The organism is Nesterenkonia ebinurensis (genome assembly GCF_008711175.1).
GTDB classification, from domain to species: Bacteria; Actinomycetota; Actinomycetes; order Actinomycetales; family Micrococcaceae; genus Nesterenkonia; species Nesterenkonia ebinurensis.
Genome location: NZ_VWNF01000050.1, coordinates 73,661 through 99,295 on the forward strand (window position 1 = coordinate 73,661; position 25,635 = coordinate 99,295).

The window sequence follows — 25,635 nt, forward strand, 5'->3', positions numbered from 1 at the left end:
ATAATCCAACAAGTGCCTGATTTTGCATGGTGAAGCTGTGTAGGCTGAGCTGGTGACTTCTGCACCGTATCTGCGCTATCCGCACCTGCACGAGGATCTCATCACCTTCACTGCGGCCAACGATGTCTGGCTCGCCCCAGCAGCAGGAGGCCGAGCCTGGCGGCTGACCCGCGACGCCGCCCCGGTGAAGCAGCCGCGGATTACCCCCGACGGCGCCCAGGTCGCCTTTATCTCCACCAAGGACGGACACAGCGAGGTCTACGCAGTCAGCATCGACTCCGGCGCCATGCGCCGCCTGACCTACTGGGGGTCCGACCGTACCCAGATTGCCGGTTTCGCTCCGGACGGCCGTCTGCTGGTGGCAACCAACGCCGGAGAGACGCACCGGCACCAGGTAGTACGCGTCCTGGACCTAGACGGGCAGTGGGAACGGCTTCAGCTGGGCTCTGCCTGGGCGGTGGCCTACTCGCCAAGCGGCCGCATCGCACTGAGCACTCCGAGTATCCGGCCGATCGCCCACTGGAAACGCTACCGCGGCGGCACCGCCGCCAAACTGTGGGTGGACGCAGCAGGCAAAGGTCACTGGGAGCAGCTGCTGGCTGAGGAGACCGCCGGATTGGAAGACCCCCTGTGGCTAGGGGACAAACTGGTCTTCACCTCTGACCGTGCTGCGACCTTCCCTAAGAAAACCCATGAGCAGGCCAACCTGTGGGTACTCGACAAACCGGGCGCCAAGAGGGCCAAGCCGCCCAAGCAGCTGACCTTCCAGGATGGGTCCACCGGCTACGTCCGCGACGCCACTACCGACGGTAAGCGCATCACCTGGCACAGCCGCGGGGAAATCTGGGTCAAGGACAGCCTGGACGCCCAACCTCGCAGGCTCGAGGTGACCCTGCCGGGCGCCGACCCGGCACCGGTGCAGCTGCGGGCCACGGAGAACCTCGATGCTCTGGTCCCTGACCAGGGTGCCGATGCCAGCCTGGTCTCCTGGCGGGGCAAGACCTTCTGGCTGACCCACCGCGAGGGTCCGGCCCGCGCCCTGGCCGCCGATTCAAGCGTCCGCACCCGGGAACCTGTTCTGTTGGGTAGCACCGGGCAGGCAGCAGCAGCCACTGACGCCGAAGGTGAGGACAGCCTGGAGATCTACACCCTGGACGGCACCGCGCAGCCCCAGCGGCTGCTCACCGGTGAGTTGGGACGCATCCTGCATCTGGCCTCCGACCGGGAGGGGCAGCGCCTGGCCGTGGTCTCCCATGACGGCTGGATCCGGCTGATCTCTCTGAATCAGAAGCGGCGCGACGGCGGCCTCAAAGCAACGGTCACCGATGTCACCCGCTCAGCAGAGGGTGAGCCGCAGGAGATCAGCTTCTCCCCGGATGGGCGCTACCTGGTCTGGGCGCATCCGACCATGTGGGGCCAGAAGACCATGTACCGGATCATGCTGCTGGACACCGCCAGCGGTGCCGAGCCGGTCCCGGTGACCTCGGGTAAGTTCCGCGATTTCTCCCCGACCTTCACTGAGGACGGCAAATACCTGGCCTTCCTGTCCTCACGGACCTTCGACCCCTCCTATGACGATCACTCCTTCGACCTGTTCTTCACCGGGACCATCCGGCCCTGGCTGATCCCGCTGGCTGCAGATCAACCTCCGCCATTCGGACCCAGTGCTGAGGGCTGGCGCCTCTCGGAGGACAAGAAGAATGACGACGACGCCCCACCGGCCAGCCCGGACTTCGCCGCTGAGGACGCTGAGCAGAGGATGGTGCCCCTCCCGGTGCCGTCTGACTCCTATACCGGGCTGAAGGCAGCCAAGGGAGGGCTGCTGTGGATCAAGCAAGCCGCGGAGACCGGTGAGCTGGGCAGCCGCCGGCACGGCGCATCCGGTGAGGAGGCCACCGATCAGCTGATCCGGTGGGACTTCAGTCAGCGTAAGGCTTCCAGCATTGTGGACAAGCTCGATGACTATGCGGTTTCCGGGGACCGGGCCCGGATTCTGGTCCGTCACAAGGACGCTGTGACCGTCCAGCCGGCCACCAAGAAGGTAGAGGAGGAGGACGCCGAGAAGGTCACCGTTGACCTGTCCCGGCTGCGGTTCACGCTGGACCAGCCTGCCGAATGGGTCCAAATGTTCTGGGAGACCCACCGGCTGATGGGCCAGCAGTTCTGGCGCAAAGATATGGACGGTGTGGACTGGGCGGCTGTGGGTGATACTTGGCGCCCGGTGGTGGAGAAGGTGCGCAGCCATGACGATCTCACCGACCTGCTCTGGGAGATGGTCGGTGAGCTCAACACCTCCCACGCCTATGTCATTCCGCAGGGCACAACCGCTGGTGAGGACCGGCGTCTGGGGCTGCTCGGCGCTGACATTTCGCCCGCTGAGGATGGCTGGCGGATTGATCGCATCCTGCCAGCTGACTCCTCCGACCCGGAGGCCCACTCACCGCTGCTGGCCGCCGGTGTGGGTGCCGCCCCAGGGGATCTGATCACCGCAGTTGACGGCGCAGAAGTTGATCCGGTATTCGGCCCGACCAGGCATCTGGTCGGCTCAGCCGGTAAGCCGGTTCAGCTGACCCTGAAGCGGGCAGGGACCTCCCGCGGCGTCGTGGTGATCCCTCTGGCCAGTGAGGCAGCGCTGCGCTACCAGGACTGGGTGCGCTCCCGCCGCGAGTATGTGACCGCCAAGACCGGCGGGCGGCTGGGCTATGTGCATGTGCCCGATATGCAGGTGGTCGGCTGGGCTCAGCTGCACCGCGACCTGCATCATGCTTCGCGGGCGGAGGGTGTGCTGGCCGATATGCGGTACAACGCTGGCGGGCACACCTCTCAGCTGGTGATCGCCAAGCTGGCCCAGCAGGTGGTGGCCTGGAATATGGTGCGTGATACCGAGACCCCTATGCCATATCCGGAGTCGGCAACGCGCGGACCGGTGGTGCTGCTGGCCAATGAGTATTCCGGCTCGGACGGCGATATCGTCAACGCGGTGGCCCAGGCCATCGGGCTGGGCCCTGTGATCGGAGTGCGCACCTGGGGCGGGGTGATCGGTATTGACGGCCGGTTCAGCCTGATCGACGGCACCTCAGTGACCCAACCGAAATATTCATTCTGGATCCAGGGCAAAGACTGGGGAGTGGAGAACTACGGAGTCGAGCCCGATATTGAAGTGGTCCACGATCCAGGTCAGCTCTTCCGCGAGAATGACCCACAGCTGGACCGGGCCATTGAAGAGGCCTTCGCACGGCTGAAACAGACCCCGTCCGCTGCACCACCAGAGTTGCCTGACCCGAAGGTGCGGAGCTAAGCCGGCGGCGGGCCTCCCTGAGGTGGCCCGCACAGCCAGGCGCCGGTGGGCTGTACGGGTCCCCATCCCCAACGTCAGGGGCCCTATCGCGTCCGCCTCTCGTTCCGCTGACGCGGAACTTCACCACACCATACAGTCGGCCCCGTCGCTTCGCTCGGGCCTCACGCACTGAAGAGGGCCCCACCGTGTTTGGTGGGGCCCTCTTCAGTGCGTGTGTTCTAGGCTGCCGGCTTAGGAGCCGGAACCTCGGCTGCAGTAGGCTTCGCGTCAGTGTTGGTCTCCGCCTGGGCCGCTGGCTTGGGCGAAGTGGCCGGGGTCTGTGAGGAGACCGGCTCCGGCTTCTTCCACGGGTCCTCCACGGGCTTGGAAGCACGCCAGGCGGCCACACCTGCAGTCACACCGGCGGCCACCAGGCCGAAGACCAGCAGCCCCTTCTTGCGTGACTTGGTTTTCTGCTGCTTCTTCAGCTCCTTGGAGGCCTGCTTGGCAAGCTTCTCGGAATTCTTCCGCAGCTTCTTGACGATCTTCTTGTCACCGGTGGCCTTGATCAGCGCCTTCTCCACCCGTGGATCCACCTCAGCCTTGTGAATCAGCTTGGCGGTCTTATCCGCATAGCCGCCCAACTTGTAACCAGCGGCAGGGAGGGTGTTACTGGTGAACTCGGTCTTGGCGTCGTCGTACTTTGCAATGACCTTCTTGATGTCCTTCTTGGCCTTGGGCGGCAGCTTGTCATACTGCGCTGAGATGCCGTCACCGGCCTTGGACGAGTATTCCTTGATCTTGGTGCCGGCCACAGAGGCACCGTCACTGACCGCGTGCAGCGCTTTGGCCGAGGCGTCCTGAACCTTCGGAGCGCTCTTGCGGTAGGTGTCTTCCGCCCAGTCAGCGGCAGAGCCCAGCTTGGGCTCCGCCCATTCCTGAGCCGTGTCGATGCCGGCGAGCAGTTTATGCCCCCAGCTGTGGCTCGGTTTCTTTTTCTTGCCGAACATGCATGTCCTCCGAATCAGGATCGGTTGCTCTGTCTAGCCTACGCGGTCTTGGACCCAGCATGCGACGACAGGCCAACTTCGGGAGTAAACAGTCAGGTTTGTTTCGGGTATTTTCCAGACAAGGAGGTTGATCCGCGTGAAACAATGGGGTTATGACAGCTATTGCAACACATCAGGCAACTATCAAGACCAATGCGGGCACCATTGAGGTGGACCTTTTTGGAAACCACGCGCCGGTGACCGTGGAGAACTTTGTGGGGCTGGCCACCGGGGAGAAGCCGTGGAAGCACCCGGAGACTGGCGAGGATAAGACCGGCACCCCGCTCTACGATGGCACCGTGTTCCACCGGATCATCAAGGACTTCATGATTCAGGGCGGCGATCCGCTGGGCCTGGGTGTGGGCGGGCCCGGTTACGAGTTCAAGGACGAAATTCACCCTGAGCTAGACTTCACCGCTCCCTACAAGCTGGCCATGGCCAATGCTGGTCCGGGCACCAACGGTTCACAGTTCTTCATCACCTCAGTGCCCACCACCTGGCTGCAGGGCAAGCACTCCATCTTCGGTGAGGTGCGCGATGCCGAGAGTCAGAAGGTCGTGGATCAGCTCAACGCGGTCAGCACCGATGGGCGCGACCGTCCCCGGGAGGACGTTGTGATCGACAGCATCGAAGTGGTCACCCTCTGAGAACCTGCTTCCAACACCCTGACAGAGAGGCCTATGTGCAGTGTCAGCGCTGCGATAGGCCTCTGTGCTCTGCCTGCATGATCGAAGCCCCGGTGGGGTTTCACTGTCCGGCATGTGTTGAGCAGGGCCGACGACGACGCGGGCAGATTCCCCTGCACCCAACCCATCTAAGTGCCGGGTCGGGCCAGCGGGCTACCCGGAGCTTCACGGCGGCTCCCACCGCTCGGCCAGTGATCACCTATGCGTTCATCGCGCTGTGCGTGGTGGTCTACCTGTTTCAGGCAGCGCCTCGGATGCATGACTGGTTGGGGCTGCACGTTCCGGATCTGACCGGTCTGTTTGCCTATGCCCCGCTGTACACTTCTACCTGGTACTGGGAATTTGAGCCCTGGAGGATGTTGACCTCCGCGGTGCTGCACCATCCCACTAATGTGGCTCATATTGGGTTCAACATGCTGGCCCTGTGGTTTGTGGGCCGGGTGATGGAACCGCAGATCGGCAGACTGCGCTTCGCCGTCCTTCTGGTGTTCTCCGCCTTCGGCGGCTCAGTGGCGATCCTGCTGGTCGCGGTGCTGGGTCTGGCCTCCCCGTTTGTGCCCACGGTGGGGGCTTCCGGTGCGGTCTTCGGGCTCTTTGGTGCGCTGTTCGTCCTGATGCGCTCATCCGGGGCCTCCACAGGAGGGATCCTGGCGCTGGTGGGAGTGAATATGGTGATCAGCTTTATGGTCCCGAATATTTCCTGGCAGGGGCATCTGGGCGGCCTGGTCACCGGTGCCGCTGTGGCGGCGGTCTACGCGTATCTGCGCGGACCTCGTCAGCGCGCACGGCAGTCCCTTGCTCTGGTCGGCCTTGGCGCTATTCTCTTGGGCCTAACTACACTGGGTATTCAGCTACTGCCCCTGGAGTAGACTCCGGCCGCGCTGGGTCAAACCTGCTCTCCCCAGGTGTGGCACACAATTCCCACAGAATCCACAACACCCTGTGGAAAACTTTTTGACCAGCGGAGTTACATCAGTGTAGTTTTTCCACACTGGGGATAACTCCTGTGGAGAATGCTGGCTAGGGGACGTCAGCTCAGAAGTCGATGTCCAGGTCTCCGCCGCCGTCCAGCAGCCAGTTGTGGCGCATCCGCAGCGCCCGTTCCACAGAGGCGATGATGGCACCGACGATCAGGACCAGGTTGAGCCACTCGGGAAGCTGGATGGGGGAGCGCCAGGTGCCGGTGTACTGGGCGATGACCTCCCAGCTGGTGACCAGCTCTACCACCTGAGGGATGCCGAGCAGGAGGGCCACCACTAGGAAGATCAAGGAGCTGCGCCCTATCCAGCGGCTGAGCACCGGGTGCTTGCGATCCAAGTCAGCACGGTGGCCCTCAGCGGAGTCGGGGTCTGGCCGCAGCTGGTGCTCGGTGTCGCCCTCGGTGATGAAGTGGCAGCGTTTGAGCCCCAGCGGTCCCATCCGCACCTCGATATGCCCACCTGTCACGGGGAAGGCGGCCGGGAGCTTGGACTCGGCATGGTGTTCACCATTCAGGTAGAGATCGGCTTTGGCCTCATTGAGTAGACAGTCCCAGTAGTCGACGTCGACTGCATAGGCATGGACCGCGCCATCGTGATTTGTGACCTTCAGGTAGTAAAGCGCTCGGGAGAGCCACTGCCACCAGCGATAGGGCTTGAGCGCGCGCCCGTCCCCGGGCTTGATCTTCTTCACAGCACGACGCCGCCGCCAATCCTTGAACACCCCACCAGCCTAACGATCCACACAGTCTGCCGAATCAATCCTTCGACGGATCTGTGCGATGTTTCCTGACTTCAGAACTTTACATACATTGCAACTGCAAATATAGTGATGTGAACTTCTAGGAACGGAGAAGACCATGATCCTCAGACGCACACTAGCAGCGGTAGCGGGGTCAGCCCTGCTGCTTTCGGCATGCTCAGCAGGAGAACAGGAGGATCCGCCTGAGCAGGAGACTCCTGAGGTGGACCGCGCGGCCCTGGATGAGCTCATTCAGGAGGACTCTGCTCAGAACTATGATGATGCCGGCGATGGCGCGGTCGGTGAGCCCGCCCCCGAGGCCGAGGCTCCTGAACAGCCACGACCGCCAGCTCCGGGGGAGGAGGGGGAGCACTTCGAGGAGCACAACATCGCCGGGTGGATCAGCACCGTCGAGAACCCCACCTCAACCGTGGCCACCACCACCGACACAGCCTCCTGGAGTATGCTGCAGGCGCTGATCGCGGAGGATCGCGACATTGATGAGGTGCTGCGCGAATGGTACCCCGGACTCAGCCAGGACAGTGACGTGCCCAGCGAGTCAGTGCGCCCTGCCGAATGGGTCAACGCCGTGGAGCACAGCTTCTACAGCATCCCTACGGACGCTGATTTCGAGGTCTCAGCGGCGACAACCTCCCCACTGTGGGAGTCCACCGGTGCAGGGGAGGAGACTCAGTTGCTTCGCGTAGCCCTTGCGGCGGCCGAGGAGATCGAGCGGAACCCGGTGAACTTAACCATCATTATCGATGTCTCAGGCTCTATGTCCGCACAGGACAGACTGGAGCATGTGAGGAGCTCCGCGATGGACCTGCTCTCGCAGATGCAGCAGGGCGACACGATCGCGCTGGTGACCTTCAGCGATTCCTCGCGCGTGGTGCTGGAGCCCACTGAGCATCCCGGTGAGGTGGAGGACGCCGTGATGAGCCTGCAGCCGGGCGGGTCCACTAACACCGCCTCAGGACTCGCTGACGGGTTTCTGGTAGCTGACGACATGCGGCAGCAGAACCCTGAGGCTGATGATGTGGTGGTGCTGCTGGCCGACGGCGTGGCCAATGTGGGGGAGACCGACTACAACACGATCGTCGAGACGATTTCCGAGAACTCAGGCGGGGCCACCCTGCACACTGTAGGTATCGGCACCCATGTCTACAACGATGAGCTGCTTTCCGGACTGGCCCGTGAGCTCTCCGGAACCTACACCTACTTGGGCACCGGTGAAGAGGCTGCGACCCTGTTCACCGAGCAGCTGCCGGTGCTCTCTCCGGTGGGTGAAGACGTCAAGACTCAGCTGAACTTCAACGAGGAGGTGGTGGAGTCCTGGCGGATGATCGGTGCTGAGGAGCGACAGCTCGATGAGGACGACCTGCACGACGAGGACGTCCGCGGCGGGTTCGTGGGGCAGGGGCAGTACTTCGTCTCCACCTATGAGGTGGTCCTCACCGGCGAGGAGGGCCCGATTGCCGAGTATGAGGTGGTGTACGAGGACCTGGACGGAGAGGTGCAGGCCCTAGAGGGCAGTGTTGACGCCGTCCCTGATGAGGACCTGTCCTTCGCCTCCGTGCTTGCCATGGCCGAGTATCTCCGTAATTCCGAGCATGTTGACGTGGACATCCCGGCAACGCTGGAGCAGATGCAGAGCTCGCCCAACCCTGAAGTCGCTGAAGTGGGGCATCTTTTGGCTGAGATCCTCGTCGACGAGCTTCTCTGACCTCAACGGATGGCGTCTAGAATGACCGCTGTGAAGACGGTTCAGAGCATCTTCGACTGCCCGGAACCCTAGAAGAGGCGGCAAAGTTCCCATGGGAAAAGTCGAACTTCGGGACGACGGAGGCAAAATCTCAGTGTTTCTCTGTCTTTTTCTTCTTTTTGTCATCGAGCAACAGCGCTACAGCAATGGCCCCCTTCAGCCAGGACAGGTCGAAGGCATCCACGAGGTCAGTGTGTGGTCCATCCTCCGTCGATGACGAGTTCCTCACCGGTGATGTATTTGGACTCCTCGGAGGCGAGGTACACCATGCCGTAGCCGATATCGCTGGGGTCCCCGACATGAGGCGGCAGTGGGATCTCATTGCTGTAGTTGGCGCCCATGGATTCCTTGGTGAAGCCTGCTTTGGCAGCCAACCCGGTAAAGACAGCGCCGGGGTGAATTGAGTTGACACGAATATTGTCCTGGGCGAACCACTGGGCTGCATGCTTGGTCAGTGATCGTACTGCTCCTTTGGAGGCGGAGTAGGCTGCGCCCCCGGCGTCGGGGACTCCTCCCACGATTGCCGCGATGGAGGAGATGTTGATGATGGAGCCGCCGTTGCTCGTTTGCATGTGGGGTATCACCGACTTCATGCCCAGCCATACACCGGTGCTGTTGACGGCCATGACGGTGTTCCAGTCTTCCAGCTCTGCCTCGAGGATGCCTTTGGCCTGGTGTATCCCAGCATTGTTGACCAGAATGTCAACACCTCCGAAGGTGTTGATTGTATGGTCAATAGCTTGGTTCCATGATTCGGGGGACGCGACATCGAGCACGATCGAGGTGACCTCGCCGCCGGATTCAGCGAGGCTCTGGGTCTCGCGTTCCAAGGTCTCGGTGACAACATCGGTGAGGACGACTTTGGCTCCTTCTTGTGCGAAGAGCTGCGCGCCGGAGAGCCCCATTCCGCTGGCTGCTCCTGTGATGATGGCGGTTTTCCCGCTGAGTCTTCCCATGAGATTGTTCCTTTCTGAGGTGGGTGTTCTTAGACCTGTTGCGGCCGACGAATGGCCTCGGCACCGCCGTCAATGAAGATCACCTGTCCAGTGACATGGGTATTATCCTCGCTGCTCAGCCATTCCAAGAGTGCTGCCGGTGCTGTGGGAGGAGCTGCCGGGCCGTTGAGCGGAGAGGGCGCCCCCGCATCCAAGGCGGCACGGCCTTCCGGCGTCTGGAGGGCTGCCGTTGTCATCGGGGTTTCGATGACCCCGGGTGCGATGGCGTTCAGCGCTATTCCAGCACCGGCCCATTCGGCGGTGGGCGCCTGCTGACGGACCCAACGTGCGATGGCCAGTTTTGTGGTGGTGTAGATGGGGCTGCTGCCTGCAGCATTGGACTGAGTGCCGATCCGTTGTGCCTCATCAAGGGCACCCGGTTCGTCATCGGCGAGCAGCCGTTCAAGCAGTTCCTGATCGATCTCATCTAAAGCGGCAAGTGAAGCGACAATCACACCCCGGGGTGCTGGTGAAGCCGCCAAGAACGGCCGTAGCCCCTCCAAGGTGGCCTTGGCGCCGAAATAGTTCACTGCCACAGTGGTCGGGGAAGGGGCGACGAGGCCGGCCACGGCAATCACGCCGTCCACTGGTCCATCGATGAGATTCTTCACTTCGCTGATCAGGTGATCGCGGCCCTGTCCGTTAGAGAGATCGGCGACGATATCTGCATTTTGAATGTCGACCCCGATCACAGTGTGTCCAGAGCTCTTGAGGAGTTCAGCAGTGGCCGCACCTATTCCTGAAGCAGAACCTGTCACAACATAGGTTCGGGGCATCGTGTGTCCTTTCAACGGGGGTCGGCTTTCGGTATAGTGCATCCGCACTTCAGACTTTTTCTCCGACTAGCCACGAGGGCATGACCGCCAGCAGTCGTTCCGCCATCTCCTCTGGGGGTGCCGGGGTCGTATCAAGCAGCCAAGCCATCAGCAGGGCGATGGTGCCTCCGCTGATGTACTTGACCAGATCCTCGCGTGACTGCCCGATGGCATCGGAGCCAGGCGCAAGGTCCATCGACGCTGCCACATGCCGACCATATGCCTCGGTGACAGCTTCCCTGGCCCTGGTGCTGATCTTCCATCCCAGCGCAGCCCGGTAAAAACTGCGACGACCATCGATATGGAACATCAGTCTGCGCGCTGCTTGGAGCGCAGCACCGCGTTTGTCCGTGGCATCGGCGCGGCGTTTGGCAAGGTCGGCAGCACCGATCTCGCTGAAAGCTTCAACGAGCATGGATACGGCTAAATCATCCATGTCAGAGAACTGAGCATAGAAGGCAGGACGGCTGATCCCGGCTTCCCGGGCAATCGCAGCCACAGTGACGTCACGTGTCCCCGTAGTGCTTAATGCCTCTACCGCCGCGTAGATGGTCTTCCTCGTCCGGACAGGCCGGGGGTCAGAGGCTCTTGTCCGGGTGATGCTTCCTTGCACGCAGCCCACTTTACACCTCTTTTCTTACAGGTGATAAGAAAATCTGATGAGTATCTCGTCAATGTGACTGAGCGAGCTTGTTGAACACGCACTGTGCCGGGCGCTGGGACCTTTTCAGATTCCTCCTGCCTCGGCATAGGCGCGTCTGTACAGGTCAGCCAACGAGGCGACCCTGCCGCTTGACCCCCGATGATTCGCTAGGCCACAGGCAGACTCAGGTTGCGCTTTGGTTGGTTTTCCATATGTGCACGGATAGCACTGATCCTCAGGGGCAGATTACTCAACGTTACTCACCGCTGGCTCTTGGCGTTGGGCAGGATCAGCATGGACCCGCAGTGGACAGTGCCTTTGAGGTAGTGCTCACGGGCTTGGGTCGTCTCTCCAGGGACAAATAATTTCATTTTCAGTTGAATGTTTAGGATTCACGCTTTAGCGTTTGTTTCCCGGCGATCAGCAAAGCCACACCAGTGCAGACAATCATCACGATCACAGCTGCCAGCCCGGGTACGGTGATGCTTGATAGTTCCTCACCGGGGACCAACAGATTGGTCGGTACCCATGATGAGAGGGCCTCGAACTGGCTGAGCACTGGTAGGACAAGCACGAGGACGGTAGTTAGGGCTATAGCTGTTGCCGTCCGACGAAGCAGTGTCATGATGAGGAACCCGAGGCTCATGGCCATGACCAGATACACCACGGATGAGGCCCACAGCACGACGGCGAAGCGGACTGGTACTTCCCCGATCGCCCAGGTGGTCAGCCCAAGGGCGAGGACCAGTCCTAAGGTGTAGCTGAGGATTCCAATCCCCCAATCGACGCTGAGTCGCGGGATCGTGACAGCGCCAAGCCCCTGGACTCGGGTGCGGTAGAAGATGGACGTTCCAGCACGGGTATCCCAGGTCAGTGAAGTGATGGCCAGTGCTACAGCAAGGATGAGTCCCAGTTGCATGGCGCTTTGATTGAAGAGCGCCACCCCGTCGATAGGCGTGGCTTCTGTGGCTTGGATGTTCAGCTGGTCTGTTCCGGCTGCTACGCCAAGGATTTCTGGCATGTAGAGGGCCAGAACGGGCCCGGAGAGGCCGAAGAAGGCGAATGCCGCGAACATACCTAGTAGAAGCCCGGAACGTAGCACACGGCGCATCTCCACACGGACAGAGGTCATTGCAGACTGCATCACGAGGCTGCCTCCTTCTGGATCAAGCGAGCAAAGACGGCGTCGAGGTCGCGGTCATGCGGGACTACTTCGATCAACGGTGCGCGCAGTAGTTCTATGGTGCGTGTGAGTTCTTGTGCTGCGACCTCGAAGCTGGGATAGGTCGCGGTATAGTGAGTGCCGGAAATAGCCTCTATGAGGATTCCTGGTTGGGCTTTTCGCAAGGACTCAAAGTCGACTGGTGATGGATCGCTGAGACGGATGTCCCATATCGGCTCCATTCCGCTGGTCAGTAGATCTGTCATTGAGCCAGCAGTGACGACTCTGCCTTCATCCAGAACGACGATCTCATCGGCAAGCTGTTCAACCTCGCTGAGCATGTGGCTGGAGAGCAGGATGCAGCGTTCGTGTTTCTGCTCTGCGATGAGGCGGCGGATGTCCGCCCGTCCAATGGGATCAAGCGCGCTGTTGGGTTCATCCAGGATGAGGATGTCGGGGTTGAGAACCAGAGCTGCTGCGATACCGAGACGCTGCAGCATCCCGCGTGAGAAAACGGCCACACGCCGGTTGGCAACTTTGCCGAGTCCGCAGAGTTCGAGCGCTTCCTTGGCTGGTATGCGACCGCGTATGCCCGAGATGGCGCAGGAAGTCTCCACGACTTCCAGTGCGGTTAGCCAAGGTTCGAACTGGGGCACGTCCGGGCAATATGCGACCCGTGCGCCAGGGGCTGTTTTTATATTGCCTGAATCGGAGGGTGTCAGCCCTGCAAGCACAGTAAATAACACGGTTTTCCCGGCACCGTTCGGGCCGATGATGGAGGTGACGCCACGACTCGTGGCGGTAAATGTGATGTCATGGATCCCAGCGCCTGTTGAGAAGAGGCGGGTGATTCCTTCGACCCGGAGTACTGGTTCCTGGCTCATCACAGGTCCTCATCGGTAAGTGTGTCGCCCGTATTTCGTCCGATCAGCAGATAGAGGATCGGCCCGATGGGGATTGTCAGCAGCACGATGAGCGCCCATATGATTTTCGGTAGATAGCGCACTCGGGGACTGCGAATAATGTCGACCAGGCACCAGCCGATCAGCAGCACGAGAAGTGCGGTAACCGGAATGAAGATGAGAGGGTCTACTTCGAAGGTCATTCTGTCCCGTTCCTCATGAGAGTTCTCATGGTCAGCTGAGCACCTTTGTGCTTCGGAATCCTCGTGCGGTTAGTCGGATTATGACGATGGTGGCTGCGACAACCGCGGCAGCGATGACGATGAGGACCAGCAGCACCCAATCTGAGAGGAGCATGACTGAGGGCACGGCGACAAGGGCTGGGGCCATTGCCAGCAGGCGGATAGGGCCGCCGTTCATGCCTGCTTTTGATTCAAGGCTGCCTGGGTAAAGCAGTGCACCGAAGAGCGTGGAAGTAGCTGACCAGATCGTCATTGCCAGTGGCAGCACTATAAGCGCGGCGAAGTACGGCAGCTGGAACGAGACCGAAAGGTCTTGAATCAGCACCATGATCCCGCCAGTTATCAAAAATGCTGCTGTGGCGACGATCCAGGAAGCGGCAGTCAGAACTAGACTGGCCCCGAGGTAGGCGGTGAACAATGCTCGGCGGGGGATCGGACCTGCCAGCAGAACTTCAATGCCACCACCTTCGATATCGTCCGCAACAACGCCGGGCAGTGTCAGAGTGGCGACGATAGCCACCAATGCTCCGAGAATGGGTGGTGCCATCAGTAGCATATAAGAGGTCATGATCTGCTCTTCGCCTGAAGCATCGAGGACTGTCACGAGGTCGCTGCTGCCTGCTGCCATCAGTTCCGGCAGGTCACCAATCTCTGCGATGTTGCCGATACCGAGGAAGAGAACCACTCCACATGCGCCACCGACTAGAGCTGCCAGCCAGAGCGCGGTGTTGCGCTGCTGAATCCACGCCCGCCGAGCAAAAGCCATGACGCGCTTGCCAGATGGAACCTGTTGGCGCATCATGAGGTGGCCCCCAGTGCGTAAAGAATCTCTTTCTCACTCACAGGCGTATCCTCAGTGCCGAGTTTGACTAAATCCTTGTCCGAGACCACCAGGTAGTTGTCTGCAAGCTCCAGGGCCTCGGGAACGCTGTGCGTTGAATACAGGACAGTGCGGGTCTCTCCCCAGGTGCGCAGGAGTTCGCGGGTCTGCGCCGCGTAGATGGGGTCCAGACCGGTCAGCGGCTCATCGAGGACGAGGAACTGCGGGTCGGTCATCGCCACTCGCGCCAGGTCCACCCGTTGCCGCTGCCCGCGGCTAAGGGACTTCACCCGCTTAGGCAATAGGGGTTTGAGGTCGAAGCGGTCGATGAGTTCAGCAACCGGCATCAACGTCACTTCCGGATAGGTGCTGGTGATGTCCCGCCAGAACTCCAGGTTTTGCTCAACGGTCAGCGCACTGGCTAGGGCTGATTCATGTCCGAGATAGCCGACGTGAGACCGGACAGGCGCACCGTCTTCGACCGGCTGCCCGAGGACGGTACAGGAACCAGAAAGGACCGGGATGATGCCGCAAATAGTGCGCATCAAGGTGGTCTTACCCGAACCGTTCCTGCCCAGCAGAGCGGTAACTCCAGGACGGATTTCGAAGTGAATCGGGCCGAGCACCTCGTGGTCCCCATAGCCGATCACCAGCGATAACCCCTGGCCCGTGGTGCTCAAGAGTTCTCCTCCTGGCCATCGCGCTCTGGCCGGGGCAGCAAAACTGTGGTGAGCTTGCGACGACGCCGGTCAACGGTCTGATCGTGTGCCATGAGCTTTTCCAAAGCGCCCATGACTGACTGTGTGAACTCGTCCACTTCTTCTTCCGTGGCCCAAAAATCTGCTTGCGCGAACAAGACACGATCTGCCACCAGATCAGCGTCGCCGTCCTCTAGATAGAGGCCGAAGTCTCGGATAAGCCCAGAAGTAAAGACAGTGAAGACCCCGTGCAGTTCCTCTTTGCTCAGCGACGTCAGGTCACCCTCAGTCGGGCTGGCGAAGCTCGGGGCCAGCCGGTACGTCCGTTCCTTGGCGCCACGGACCTGGTGTTCCTCGGCGACCTCGATCAGCTCTGCCTTCTGGAGATGATTGACCTGCCGATACAGAGTGGCAATCGGCACATCCGAAAGCCGCTCGTGCAGCTGAGCCGTGGTCAGATCGCCGTCGCTGAGCAGGGCCTGCGCGATACGCAGCCGGATCGGATGGAGCAAGACCGAAGCATCTGTCATGCTCCAACACTATCATTATCGATCATAATATTAATCAGCCTGTGATCCTCGCCGAGGCCGCGCCTGAAGCAGCTGACTCAGGGGCACACGGGTCTACACGAGCTGCAGCCCGCCCCTCATCCGTTGGCACCAACCTGCTCACTGCAACGTCAAAGTCCTCAGCCCGGCTAATGGTGGGGCCTACGTCAATGAGGCCCAATAGTCCCCAGCATGTGGTGGCCAGGAAGAATGGCGTCACCTGCCATCGTCATCTCCAGTGGAGCTTTCCCAGGGTGCGGTGTTGGGAGTGGGCTGTGGGGTCGATCCGGTGGTGACGGGTGGTTCTCGGCGGCCGCCGCGTTGGGCGGCGGCACCGGCGAGGACGACCAGCACGATGCCGAGGCATTGGACGATGGTGGGCATTTGTGAGAGCACGATGAGTCCCAGTAGGAGTGCGATTGCTGGTTCTATGGCCATCAGAGTCCCGAAGGCTGTAGTGGTCATTCTCCGCAGTGCGGCCAGTTCTAGTACGAACAGGAGCACCGGTGCCAGCAGCGCAAGACCCAGAGCGATCGCTAGTACTCTCAGGTCGATGCTCCCAGAGGCTTGGGGTACCCCGATAGTGGCGGCGGTCACGGCTGCAATCGGCAGGGTGATGGAGAGGACACCTGAGCCGGTGAATCTGTCTCCGACTCGTTGGAGCAGCACGATGTAGGCGCCCCATCCGAGGGCTGCCAGCAGTGCGAAGCCGACCCCGGCGGTGTTGATCCCTCCGTGCCATGGTTCGGTCACCAGCACAACGCCGGTCAGGGCCAACGCGGGCCAGGTCATGGTGCGTAAGCTGCCGCTGCGGAGGGCGGCGACAGTGAGAGGGCCGAGGAACTCGATCGCGACGGCGGTAGCCAAGGGGATGCGTTCGATCGCGGCCAGAAACGCCACGGTCATCAGACCCATCGCCGCTCCTAGCGCCAAGAGCACGGGCACGTCGTGGCGGCGCACGGATCGCAGGGGCGGGGGTGCCAGCAGGATCATCAGCATCGCCCCCATGCTCAGCCGCAGCCATGCGGCTCCACCTGGCCCGACTGTTTCGATGAGCCCGACCGACAGTGCTGAAGAGAGTTGGATGGCGAAGATCGCCATAATCGCCAACAGCCACGGCGGACCCGGCAGAACAGCCATGCGCTGGGATTTGCCTCCCTCACTCATCAGAGTGCTCGTGAGGGGGAACATGTCCGGAGACGGGTTCGAACACCGTCATGGTGAAACGAGCCGACTCGTCGCTGGGGTTCTTATACACGTGCGGAACATCTCCAGGGAACCTCAAGGCATCCCCGGGGCTCAAGGTGTGGGGTTCGCCTGCGACACTGACGCTGATCGTGCCCTCCAGCACGTGAAGAAGTTCGGTGGTCCCGGAGCTGTGGGCCGCACTGGAATGCTCATCCTTCGGGCCGAAGGTCCAGTCCCAGATCTCGACGACGTCGGGGGTCCGGATGCTGGAAAGCAGCACTCCTCGACCACCAGCGGACCCGGACCAGAGCACAGCCCCTTGTCCGTTACGTGTGAGCTTCACCGACTTCGGGGCCGGAGGCTCCACCAGAGCAGGGAGCACCAGGCCAAGTGCCTGGCTGATCTTCAGCAACGTCCCGATGCTCGGATTCGCCGAGCCCTGCTCCACGTTGATCAGCATTCGCCGACTGACACCAGAAGTCTCCGACAGCTGGTCCAGGGTCCAGCCTCGTCCCCGACGGTGGTTCCTCACCCGGACCCCTATCGCCATTGCAAGCGAATCACTTTGATGCACCATAAATACATTATAATGCACTATCGGGTAGGGGTGATGCACCTCTGGTGACCGTCCTAGGGCTTTCCTGCGGAACTCTTATGTATATCCTGCGTTCTCGCGACCTGCTTCCTTGAGCTACGGATCGGAGAATTTCTATTACAGGCCCTCCGACCGAGAGGGCGGATGGGAGAGTAGCAATGAACAGCACCACCAGCACCACGCTCAGCACTACAATGGACAGCGGCTTCGTGACCGTCTCGCGCTACGGAGAGTCTTCAGCACCCTCCCGCCGCAGCACTATCGCCTGCGTCATCCCCGCCTATAACGAAGAAGAGACCATCGAGCATGTTCTTGAAGCGCTGTTGACTCAGACCCGCCCTCCGGAAGTGATCCATGTGGTCATCAACAACACTACTGACGAGACGTTCTACATTGCCCGGCGCTACGCGGGGGAGCATTTCCACACCCATCACGACACCACTTACACCACCTACGTGTTTGTCCACGACATCGGCAAGAACATGAACAAGAAGGTCGGTGCCTTGAACTACGGCTTCAGCAAAGTCTGCGAAGACTTCGACTACCTGCTGGGCGTTGACGGAGACACCATACTGGAGCCCGACGCCGTCCAACGCTTGGAGGAGGAGGCTGTCGCTGAACCGCGCATCGGTGGCATCTCTGCCATCTACACGGTGGACCCCCGGGCCAGCCGCGGAATCGTGTCCTCCTTTCTGACCACCGGGCAGCGTGCCCAGTTCGCTGCCTTCACCATGGACAATCTGCTGCGCGGGCGCAATATGGCAGTGCTGGGCGGTCAATGTTCGCTGTTCTCCATGCAGGCTCTCAAAGACGTGATGACCGCCAACCGTCAAGCAACCCCCTGGGTCAACGACAGCGAAGTCGAAGACTCCCTGCTCTCCCTCCAACTGCGCAGCATCGGTGCAGCGACCAAGGTCAGCGCCACCGCCCGGGCCTACGTGGGCGGGATGCACACAGTGCGCGCTCTGGATGGGCAGCAGGTGAAATGGAACGTGGGTGCCATCGACCTCATGTGGCCTGGGCAACGCTCCACCACTGCCGGACAGCCCTTCCACCCCAATCTGCGGCTGCGGTGGATGGAGAACATCTCCATGCTGTTCAACATCAGCATCCGGCTCGGGTTCGTGCTGCTGCTGGCGGCGGCGCTGAGCATCAACGCCTTCGTCTTCAGCCCGTGGTGGCTGATTCCACCGGCTGTCGCCACGGTATTGAACTTGCGGATCGCTTTCTCGATCAAGGGACGCAGGCCGCGTGACATTTGGTTCGCGCTGCTGTTCTTTCCCGCCGAGATCTACCTGTGGATGCGCATGGGACACTTCGTGCGTGCCTGGGCCAAATTCTTCGGCAAGGCCCAGACGGATAACTGGGCCGCCCAGGCCAAGGCGGAGCGGGGCCGCGGAGCAGCGTTCCTGACCCCTGTTCTGGTCTGCGCGGTGGTAGTCAGTGGCGCCATGTATGCCTGGTTCCAGCAGTCAGCCGTCGTCCAGTCGGCGATCCTCTCGCTCGGCTGGCCTGTTCTGTACATCACTACCCTCGTGATGACGCTGTTGATGCTCCGTAAGGTCCTGCGCCGCCACCGCGGATTCACCGTATGAGCTCACTGGTCGGCAGACATCCGGTACCCCACGCCTCTGATCGTCTCAATCCAGACCTGGGACTTCCCAGTCTGGCCCAACTTACGGCGCAGATTCGCTATATGCACCTCCACGGCTCGCTCATCTGCGTCGCTGACATAGCTGTCAGCACCATGGTGATCGGCCCTCAGATGCCGGACCAGGTTGGCTTTGGTCCGCACCCGACGTCCGCTGCTCATCAGGGTTTCCAGCAGGTCGAATTCAGTCCTGGTCAGGCTCAACAGATCATCGTTGAGCCGGGCGGACCTGGTTGCCGGATCGACGACGAGGCCTTTGTGGCTGAAAACTGCCGAGCTGGAGGCTGCGGTGGGAACGCGGGGCGCGGCTTCCGTGGGCTGCGGGGCTGGTGCACCGGTCAGGACAGCCGCTCCTCCTGGCGGGGTCGCCGGGCTGTTGATACGAGGCCGGCGCAGCATAGCGGCGATCCTGGCGCGAAGTTCCCGAGGCCGAAAGGGTTTGGTGATGAAATCGTCAGCTCCTGCGGCCAGTCCCATGAGGGTCTCTGCCTCATCCGTCTGCGCCGATACGATAATGATGTAGCAGTCGCTGAGCGCGCGGATGCGCCGGGCTACTTCGAATCCGTCGATCCCGGGAAGACCCAGATCCAGCGTGACCACGGTCGGTTCATGCTGGCGCACCGACTCCACGCCAGCCTCTCCATCTGCGGCGCTCTCAACGGTAAATCCAGACTTTTGAAAAACGGTTATGATCAGGTCACGAATGTCTGGATCGTCTTCAATCACCACAGCAACGTGACGATGACCAGACGGTGCGTCGATGCTGGGATGCACGGAGTCTGTCCTTCAGTTTCAGTATGCGGGCGACTTTTTTTCTACTGTAACGCACTGGAACTATCACGGTCTGAGGGGATCTCATCATGACTACCGGCTTACCCCGGACTTTTCTGCGCCTCATCGGGGCCGATCGTCGTCTCCATGATCTCGACAGGCACCAGCGCTTGATCCGCAACCAGCGGCCTTTTCTCTTCACCGTAGGCTTCGTCTGTCTCCTTGTTCTGGTGCTGTCTCCCCAGGCTTATGGTCAGGGACTGTTTCTTGCTGGTCTTGCTCTGACACTGCTCAGCTGTCTTCCCGCAGTTCTGCTGCCCTGGCGTCGATTCGCATCCATGATGTATTGGCTGATCCCGTTGTTGCAGTTCGCCGCGATCGCGGCATTGCGAGCCGGGGGTAACGGTTATTTAGTCGGCCTGAGCCTCGTCGTCGTGTTCCCAGTCATTTGGCTGGCTTGGTTCATGCCCAGGTCATTAGCGGTGCACATCATCAATTTTACGGCGACGTCTTTCATAGTGATCCTTCCCATATTATTGGGGCAGGGGTCCGCTTCTTTTTCTTTAGAAGATCTCGCGGGGCGGGCGATCATTCCTGTGATCCTGACGGTTATTGGTCTATTCGCCGCAAATGTCAGTCGCAGTATCGATGCCCAGCAGCAGGAGTTGGTGGACAAGGATCGCCAGCTGCGACTCGCCGCAGCGGAGAGTGAACGGCGGGCACAATTGCTCAACACTGTCATCGAGACCGTACCGGTGGGCGTGGTTGTGGTCGATGCTGAGGGTCACGACATGATGATGAACAGCCATCAGCGTGAACTTCACCAGATAGGGGTGCCTCGTGAAGTCCCGGACCCGCGCGAGGATCAGCTGCTGGTCTTCGGCGAAGACAAGACGACGCCCCTCCCGGCTGAGGAACGTCCTGTACGCCGAGCCGTCAAGGGCTCCTCCTTCACTCATCAGCTGATTTGGCTCGGTGACCAGCGGCACCGACGAGCCCTCTCTGTTTCGGCTAACAGTATGAAAGACCGTGAAGGGTCGTCGACGGGATCGGTCATTGTCTTCAGCGATGTCACGGAACTTGTCGAAGCGTTGGAGGTCAAAGATGAGTTTCTGCAGGCCATGTCCCATGAGCTGCGCACACCGCTGACTTCTATTCTGGGCTACATCGACCTGGTCCTGGAAGAAGCCGAGTCCCTGCCGGCTGCCGAGTCCCTATGCGCCAATTTGCAGGTGGCTGAACGCAATGCCAGCCGGTTGCTGCAGATGGTGACTGACTTGCTGACCACTGCGGCAAGGCCGGCGTTGAAGGTCCGAGAGGCGGACCTGGCCGAGGTAGTTCACTCCAGTGTGGCCTCGGCACGACTTCAGGCTGATGCCGCGGGTGTCACGCTGATCGATGGGGTTGGCCCTAGTCTGCGTGGTCGCTTTGATCCGGACCGGATGCATCAGGTGGTGGACAACCTCATATCCAACGCCATCAAGTACTCTGCTGCCGGCGCCACGGTCAGCGTTGACGCGTGGCACGAGGACCGCTCTTTGCACATCACGGTCACCGATACCGGCCAGGGGATCTCGGAGCGAGATCAGCGGGAGATCTTCGAAAAGTTCTTCAGGACCGAAGAGGCCCGTGACTCCGCCGCGCCCGGGATAGGACTTGGCCTGAACATCATCAAGCACATCGTGGATGACCATCACGGCTCTATTCGTGTCACCAGTGAGCCCGGCCGGGGATCGACCTTTACCGTCACCATCCCAGTCCAGTGAGTCATGCCGGTGACGCGCCGACTCAGACGTCGTGGTAGGCCTGTGTAAACATTCTGCTTACAGAACAGTATTGGCTACTGCCGCAATCGCCTGCACTTCGACGAGGAGCCCCTGATCACTTATCCCCAAGCGGCCTGGAACCGGCTGCGCAGATCATGCAGTCGTTCTGCGGGTTCGTTGGCGAACACCAGTCGCAGATACTTCTCACCGGAGGGGCCCCATCCGTTCATCGGTGTCGCGGCGATCCTGCCGCGCGTGAACAGCAGTTCGGACGCGTCGGCCGGCGACAACCCGATCTGAGTGGTGTCAATGAGCAGCGACCAGCCGCCATCTGGAGGGACCACCGGGAGCCAGGACAACTGATCCACGATCAGGTCGCGTCGCGCCCGCCAGTTGTCCACAGCTCGCTGGATGTCTTCCTCGGCATCCGAGGCCGAGAGCGCTGCGGCGACAGCCTCCTGGGCCAGCCCGACCTGGCACACAACGTTACTGAGTCCCACCAGGTTGATATCGGAAACGATGCGTTCGGGGCCGACGACCCAGCCGACGCGCCAGCCGATCATCCTGAGTTCCTTTGACGCGGCGCCAATCGTGATCGTCCGCTCGGCAAGGCCAGGAACCTGCGCCGGATGCACGTGATCGGCGTCGTCGAACCGGATTCGCTCCATCGCTGCGTCGTATATGAGCCAGGCACGGTGACCGTCGAGCGCCCGTGCAAGTGCATGCCAATGGGTACTACCTAGCACCGAGCCGGTCGGCATTGCGGGCGACATCATCAGAACGGCGGCTGTCCGGGCGGTGACGGCGGAAGCCAGCTCCCCCGGATCGAGCGTCCATCCACTTTCCGTGGCGGTGAGTGCTACGAAGCGAGGGACACCGCCGACGAGCCTGACCCTGTTCACCAGGCCGGCATATATGGGATCGACCATGACCACTTCATCGCCCGGCTCGACTGTGGCCAGTAGGGTATTGAGAACACCGTTGAGTCCGCCGGCTGTGATGACGCACTCGCGAAGCGGCTCGTAGGCTCGCCCCGCTCGTCGGCCGACATGCGCAGCGGCAGCGTGGCGAAGCGATATGCCACCCTGGAACGGCAGGTAGCTGTTCGCCTCATCTTCGTCGATAGCCACCTTTGTTCGCTCCAGCGCGACCGCGGGCGGGCGAATATCGGTGTCGAGGTTTTCCATTCTCAGTAGGGAGGCGTCATCCTCCTGGTCAGCTCGGTCGCCGAGATGGTCGACGCCGATGCCGGGGATGTACTGGAGGCGACTCACGGGCATTGCTACTCCTCTGTTCTGTTTACAGAACGATTATGCTGTCCCCATGCCGAGCAGTCAACCTAAAGCCACCGTCACTTCATTCCCCGATCTCTCCGCGTCGGTCGGGGGGCGCATCAGGGACTTGCGCACCCAGCACGGAATCTCTCTGACCGCACTGGCCGTTGCAACACGCCTCGGCAAGGGGACCCTCTCCGAGCTCGAACGTGGCCAGAGAAATCCGACGCTGGACACTCTGTTCGCGATCGCCACTGCGCTGTCCGTGCCTTTGGGTGATCTGCTCTTGACGGAGAGCAGCGATCTCGTGCGTGGTCGGCCTCATGGAGCGCATGTCCATGGGCAGAGCATCGACGCCGAACTTATCGGGCGGTGGACCGAGTCCGCCGAGGTCGTCGAGGTCTACCGGATGACGGTTTTCCGGGGGCGAAGGAAGTCCCGCAGCCACACACAGGGCGTTGTAGAGAGCATCACCGTCGTCAGCGGAGAGATTGCGGTGGGGGTGAGCGACGACCCCGCCCATCTCATCAGCGGACAGAGCCATACCTTCCTCGCTGACCAGGACCATTTCTACGAAGGATTGGTTCACCGAAGCAGCACCGTCCTTGTGATGCGCTATCCCATGACGCCTGAAACTGCGGGAGAACACGGTGAGTGACGCGCGCCCATTGCCGGAGCGAAGCAAGATCGTGCAGCGCGCGATCGCCGACGCGGGGCTGAGCGCTACAGTGCTCGAGCTGCCGGACTCCACTCGCACCGCGGCCGAGGCGGCCGCAGCGCTCGGCTGTGAGATCGGCGCAATTGGAAGCAGCCTCGTCTTCCTGTCCGACGGGGATCCGGTGCTGGTCTTGACCAGTGGTCGACACCGCGTAGATACAGACCTCTTGGCGGGGCAACTCGCCGCGTCTCGGATCGAGATGGCCTCGGCCAAGCGGGTTCGAGCGATCACCGGACAGGCGATCGGCGGTGTGGCACCCATCGGCCATCCGACCTTGCTGCGGACCATCATCGATGAGGCGCTGAGCGAATACAAGACGATCTGGACGGCTGCCGGTACACCCCACACGGTCTTTCGTCTGACTTTCGATGAGCTTGTTTCGCTCACACGCGGATCGGTGCTGAAAGTCGCTGCCGAGTGATGACTGGCTGATCTCGAACGTCAGATTGATGTTCAGTATTCACGCCAGCCACAGGAACGGGGGTTGTGAATATTCTGGCACCGAACTACCACCGAACACGGCTGACGGACAGGGAAGTGGAAACTATTCAAACTCTCCGTACCGGCGGTGACAGCACGACCTCAATTGCAAGGCGCTTCGGAATTCACCCTGCGACGGTCTGGGAAGACACGCGCTACGACATAACTCGCATACACTCCCCGCGGCCGATGGAAGGGAAGGGGAGTTCACGGGCCTGGGTGCATGGACTGGAGTCACGATGTCACGTTCGTGGGCGGCGTGACCGGCTCAGCGGTCGTGCAGGCCCTTGCCTTCGGCGATATGCGGCACGATTCTGTCGACACGTTGCCTGCGGGTGGTGGATCGCTTCGCGCCAGAGACATGGAGGTTGTACGCACGCTGGCGCCCGGGGGTGAGCTCGTAGAAGGCCTCGGCGAGTTCGGCGTTCTCAGCGAGCCGTTCGGCCAGTTCCGGGGCCAGTTCCTCCTCTGGTCGCGGGGGTATCTCAGTGCCTGCGTTCTCGATGGTGATGGCCTCGGTGACATACACGGTGATGACATCGGCGTTCGTCTGGACGTCCTCGACTGATGTGAACGTCATCCGGCGGGCAGCATGCGAGTTCGGCCCAACTTCTTCGAGCACACCTGCGGGATCGTCCAGCAGGATGCCCTTGAAGAACATCAGCGCGAGATTATCGGTGAATTCCTGGACAATCGCGATGTTCGCGTCGTTGTGAGAGTAGCAGGGCTTACCCCATTTGATGTGCTCGTTGAGGCCGGCCGAGACCAGTATGGGACGTAACGCTCGGATCTCCTCGGGCCACTGCTGTGAGTCTGTGAGGTAGGCGTCCACATTCTCGAAGTGTTCCATGCTTCATGCCTCCTTGCGGGGTGACGACAGCAGCGTGTCGAGTTTGTCCAGTTGAGCGTTGTAGCCCCATTTCATCCCGTATGCGGCCAGTCGGGCCTTCACGCCTGAGCCGATCTTGGTCACGTGGATTCGGAGGTTGACCACCGTGTGGCTCCCTCGCGCTGACAACACGATCTCATTGACGTGGTCGATAGTCGCAGCCTCCTCACCTTCGGTCCACGACCTCGCCTCGTAGACAAGACGATGCGGCTCGTCGACGTGGGTGAACGTACCCTCAAGGGGCCAACGGGTGCCGGCATACCTGCCCATCTCTGCCCCCGCCTCCATGACGATCCGGAGCCGACCCCCGACGCGCAGATCGACCTCGCACTCCGGGATGGTGGTTTTCTCCGGGCCCCACCATTGCCGCAGCAGCTCGGGTTGTGTCCACGCCTGCCACACATCAGCGATAGGCGCTGTGTAAGTACGTTCAAAGATGTGTTCGTGCGTCTTCCTGAATACCTGCAGGATCATGGTGATCCCTCCTTTTCTTCGGGGGTGGTCTGCGCATCTGACCTCGTGGCCTGCATCGTGGTGAGGAGGTCCCCGAGGGAGTCCAACCGGCGTTCCCATAGCGCTTCGAAGGACTCGACCCAGTCACCGAGTTCCTCGAACGCTGACGGAACGAGGTGGTAGATACGGCGGCGCGCTACGGGCTCGTCCTCGACAACGCCGGCCTCGCGCAGAACCTTGAGATGTTTGGACACCTGTGGCTGACGGATGCCAAGTGTGCCGGCGATGTCACCCACTGAGACCGGACCACGGCGCAACAACTCGACGATCTCGAGCCGCTTGGGTTCACCGAGCGCGGCGAAGGTGCTCGCATGCATGATCTACACAATAGCACTCATATTCCTCTTAGGGAATATGTCTTCAGTATGGAGCGCTCAGCGGCCCGGGAGGTCTCTACCGCGCTGACCGGAACCAGGAAATAAAGAAACCGCAAGCTAATCGTGCACGCCTAGAAGCAGAATCGGACAAG

Annotated in this window: 26 protein-coding genes and 1 pseudogene; 9 read left to right on the top strand and 18 right to left on the bottom strand. The window is 61.1% G+C overall.

Annotation, left to right across the window (positions count from 1 at the left end):
* The first annotated feature begins 52 nt into the window (after positions 1 to 52).
* Positions 53 to 3,298 carry a S41 family peptidase gene (locus tag F0311_RS17475; protein WP_150463238.1) on the top strand — a complete coding sequence of 1,082 codons (3,246 nt, stop codon included), beginning with the start codon at positions 53 to 55 and terminating at the stop codon, positions 3,296 to 3,298.
* A gap of 218 nt (positions 3,299 to 3,516) precedes the next feature.
* Here the strand turns inward: F0311_RS17475 and F0311_RS17480 are convergent, their stop codons facing one another.
* Entirely contained in the window at positions 3,517 to 4,287 is a 771-nt protein-coding gene (locus tag F0311_RS17480; RefSeq protein ID WP_150463239.1) for a hypothetical protein, read from the bottom strand.
* A gap of 152 nt (positions 4,288 to 4,439) precedes the next feature.
* On the opposite strand from F0311_RS17480, the gene F0311_RS17485 reads away from it, so the two are divergent.
* On the top strand, positions 4,440 to 4,973 hold the full coding sequence (locus F0311_RS17485; RefSeq protein WP_150463240.1) for a peptidylprolyl isomerase: 534 nt from the start codon (positions 4,440 to 4,442) through the stop codon (positions 4,971 to 4,973).
* A gap of 77 nt (positions 4,974 to 5,050) precedes the next feature.
* A complete protein-coding gene (locus F0311_RS17490) occupies positions 5,051 to 5,881 on the top strand; it encodes a rhomboid family intramembrane serine protease (RefSeq protein ID WP_223881461.1) in 831 nt (276 codons plus the stop codon).
* A gap of 166 nt (positions 5,882 to 6,047) precedes the next feature.
* On the opposite strand, the gene F0311_RS17495 is transcribed toward F0311_RS17490, so the two are convergent.
* Positions 6,048 to 6,713 (bottom strand): hypothetical protein, encoded by a 666-nt coding sequence (locus tag F0311_RS17495; RefSeq protein ID WP_150463241.1) that lies wholly within the window; start codon positions 6,711 to 6,713, stop codon positions 6,048 to 6,050.
* 136 nt (positions 6,714 to 6,849) lie between these two features.
* On the opposite strand from F0311_RS17495, the gene F0311_RS17500 reads away from it, so the two are divergent.
* Positions 6,850 to 8,457: a vWA domain-containing protein gene (locus F0311_RS17500; protein ID WP_150463242.1), complete on the top strand. Its 1,608-nt coding sequence runs from the start codon at positions 6,850 to 6,852 to the stop codon at positions 8,455 to 8,457.
* Between the two features lie 227 nt (positions 8,458 to 8,684).
* Here the strand turns inward: F0311_RS17500 and F0311_RS17505 are convergent, their stop codons facing one another.
* The 11 genes from F0311_RS17505 to F0311_RS17555 all read right to left on the bottom strand — a co-directional run bounded on the left by F0311_RS17505 (position 8,685) and on the right by F0311_RS17555 (position 17,086).
* On the bottom strand, positions 8,685 to 9,452 hold the full coding sequence (locus tag F0311_RS17505) for an SDR family NAD(P)-dependent oxidoreductase (protein WP_150463243.1): 768 nt from the start codon (positions 9,450 to 9,452) through the stop codon (positions 8,685 to 8,687).
* A 29-nt stretch (positions 9,453 to 9,481) separates the two neighbouring features.
* The gene (locus F0311_RS17510; protein WP_150463244.1) at positions 9,482 to 10,267 is read right to left on the bottom strand and encodes an SDR family oxidoreductase; all 786 of its coding nucleotides are present in this window, start codon (positions 10,265 to 10,267) and stop codon (positions 9,482 to 9,484) included.
* A 49-nt stretch (positions 10,268 to 10,316) separates the two neighbouring features.
* Complete coding sequence (locus tag F0311_RS17515) at positions 10,317 to 10,919, bottom strand: TetR/AcrR family transcriptional regulator (RefSeq protein ID WP_191090020.1); 603 nt, start codon at positions 10,917 to 10,919, stop codon at positions 10,317 to 10,319.
* A gap of 415 nt (positions 10,920 to 11,334) precedes the next feature.
* A complete protein-coding gene (locus F0311_RS17520; RefSeq protein WP_223881462.1) occupies positions 11,335 to 12,096 on the bottom strand; it encodes a hypothetical protein in 762 nt (253 codons plus the stop codon).
* The gene (locus F0311_RS17525) at positions 12,093 to 12,995 is read right to left on the bottom strand and encodes an ABC transporter ATP-binding protein (RefSeq protein ID WP_150463246.1); all 903 of its coding nucleotides are present in this window, start codon (positions 12,993 to 12,995) and stop codon (positions 12,093 to 12,095) included. Before F0311_RS17525 ends, F0311_RS17520 begins: the two co-directional genes overlap by 4 nt.
* Complete coding sequence (locus tag F0311_RS17530; protein WP_150463247.1) at positions 12,995 to 13,216, bottom strand: PLDc N-terminal domain-containing protein; 222 nt, start codon at positions 13,214 to 13,216, stop codon at positions 12,995 to 12,997. Before F0311_RS17530 ends, F0311_RS17525 begins: the two co-directional genes overlap by 1 nt.
* Before the next feature lie 31 nt (positions 13,217 to 13,247).
* Positions 13,248 to 14,057 carry an ABC-2 transporter permease gene (locus F0311_RS17535; RefSeq protein WP_150463248.1) on the bottom strand — a complete coding sequence of 270 codons (810 nt, stop codon included), beginning with the start codon at positions 14,055 to 14,057 and terminating at the stop codon, positions 13,248 to 13,250.
* Positions 14,054 to 14,755, bottom strand: a complete 702-nt coding sequence (locus F0311_RS17540; protein ID WP_150463249.1) for an ABC transporter ATP-binding protein — start codon at positions 14,753 to 14,755, stop codon at positions 14,054 to 14,056. The genes F0311_RS17535 and F0311_RS17540 overlap by 4 nt, the downstream gene beginning before the upstream one ends.
* Positions 14,752 to 15,303, bottom strand: a complete 552-nt coding sequence (locus F0311_RS17545) for a helix-turn-helix domain-containing protein (protein WP_150463250.1) — start codon at positions 15,301 to 15,303, stop codon at positions 14,752 to 14,754. The genes F0311_RS17540 and F0311_RS17545 overlap by 4 nt, the downstream gene beginning before the upstream one ends.
* Positions 15,304 to 15,537: 234 nt before the next feature.
* On the bottom strand, positions 15,538 to 16,461 hold the full coding sequence (locus F0311_RS17550; protein ID WP_150463251.1) for an EamA family transporter: 924 nt from the start codon (positions 16,459 to 16,461) through the stop codon (positions 15,538 to 15,540).
* A gap of 19 nt (positions 16,462 to 16,480) precedes the next feature.
* Entirely contained in the window at positions 16,481 to 17,086 is a 606-nt protein-coding gene (locus F0311_RS17555; RefSeq protein ID WP_150463252.1) for a helix-turn-helix domain-containing protein, read from the bottom strand.
* A 176-nt stretch (positions 17,087 to 17,262) separates the two neighbouring features.
* Here F0311_RS17555 and F0311_RS17560 point away from each other — a divergent pair, with 176 nt between their 5' ends.
* Complete coding sequence (locus F0311_RS17560; protein WP_150463253.1) at positions 17,263 to 18,699, top strand: glycosyltransferase family 2 protein; 1,437 nt, start codon at positions 17,263 to 17,265, stop codon at positions 18,697 to 18,699.
* 2 nt (positions 18,700 to 18,701) lie between these two features.
* On the opposite strand, the gene F0311_RS17565 is transcribed toward F0311_RS17560, so the two are convergent.
* Positions 18,702 to 19,529, bottom strand: coding sequence for a response regulator transcription factor (locus tag F0311_RS17565; protein WP_317982629.1), 828 nt, complete (start codon positions 19,527 to 19,529; stop codon positions 18,702 to 18,704).
* Positions 19,530 to 19,696: 167 nt separating this feature from the next.
* Between F0311_RS17565 and F0311_RS17570 the strand changes: the two genes are divergently transcribed.
* Positions 19,697 to 21,292 (top strand): sensor histidine kinase, encoded by a 1,596-nt coding sequence (locus F0311_RS17570; RefSeq protein WP_191090021.1) that lies wholly within the window; start codon positions 19,697 to 19,699, stop codon positions 21,290 to 21,292.
* A 119-nt stretch (positions 21,293 to 21,411) separates the two neighbouring features.
* On the opposite strand, the gene F0311_RS17575 is transcribed toward F0311_RS17570, so the two are convergent.
* Positions 21,412 to 22,566, bottom strand: coding sequence for a pyridoxal phosphate-dependent aminotransferase (locus F0311_RS17575; RefSeq protein WP_223881463.1), 1,155 nt, complete (start codon positions 22,564 to 22,566; stop codon positions 21,412 to 21,414).
* A 49-nt stretch (positions 22,567 to 22,615) separates the two neighbouring features.
* On the opposite strand from F0311_RS17575, the gene F0311_RS17580 reads away from it, so the two are divergent.
* The 3 genes and pseudogenes from F0311_RS17580 to F0311_RS19175 form a co-directional block, all read left to right on the top strand.
* Positions 22,616 to 23,224, top strand: a complete 609-nt coding sequence (locus F0311_RS17580) for an XRE family transcriptional regulator (RefSeq protein ID WP_150463256.1) — start codon at positions 22,616 to 22,618, stop codon at positions 23,222 to 23,224.
* Positions 23,217 to 23,705 (top strand): YbaK/EbsC family protein, encoded by a 489-nt coding sequence (locus tag F0311_RS17585; RefSeq protein WP_150463257.1) that lies wholly within the window; start codon positions 23,217 to 23,219, stop codon positions 23,703 to 23,705. Before F0311_RS17580 ends, F0311_RS17585 begins: the two co-directional genes overlap by 8 nt.
* 65 nt (positions 23,706 to 23,770) lie before the next feature.
* Positions 23,771 to 23,893 (top strand): annotated as a pseudogene (locus tag F0311_RS19175) (hypothetical protein); the annotation flags it as partial.
* A 139-nt stretch (positions 23,894 to 24,032) separates the two neighbouring features.
* On the opposite strand, the gene F0311_RS17590 reads toward F0311_RS19175, so the two are convergent.
* The 3 genes from F0311_RS17590 to F0311_RS17600 are packed head-to-tail and all read right to left on the bottom strand — an operon-like array spanning position 24,033 to position 25,483.
* Positions 24,033 to 24,614, bottom strand: coding sequence for a YdeI/OmpD-associated family protein (locus F0311_RS17590; RefSeq protein WP_223881464.1), 582 nt, complete (start codon positions 24,612 to 24,614; stop codon positions 24,033 to 24,035).
* Between the two features lie 3 nt (positions 24,615 to 24,617).
* Complete coding sequence (locus F0311_RS17595) at positions 24,618 to 25,127, bottom strand: SRPBCC family protein (protein WP_150463258.1); 510 nt, start codon at positions 25,125 to 25,127, stop codon at positions 24,618 to 24,620.
* A complete protein-coding gene (locus tag F0311_RS17600; protein ID WP_150463259.1) occupies positions 25,124 to 25,483 on the bottom strand; it encodes an ArsR/SmtB family transcription factor in 360 nt (119 codons plus the stop codon). The genes F0311_RS17595 and F0311_RS17600 overlap by 4 nt, the downstream gene beginning before the upstream one ends.
* Positions 25,484 to 25,635 lie beyond the last annotated feature (152 nt).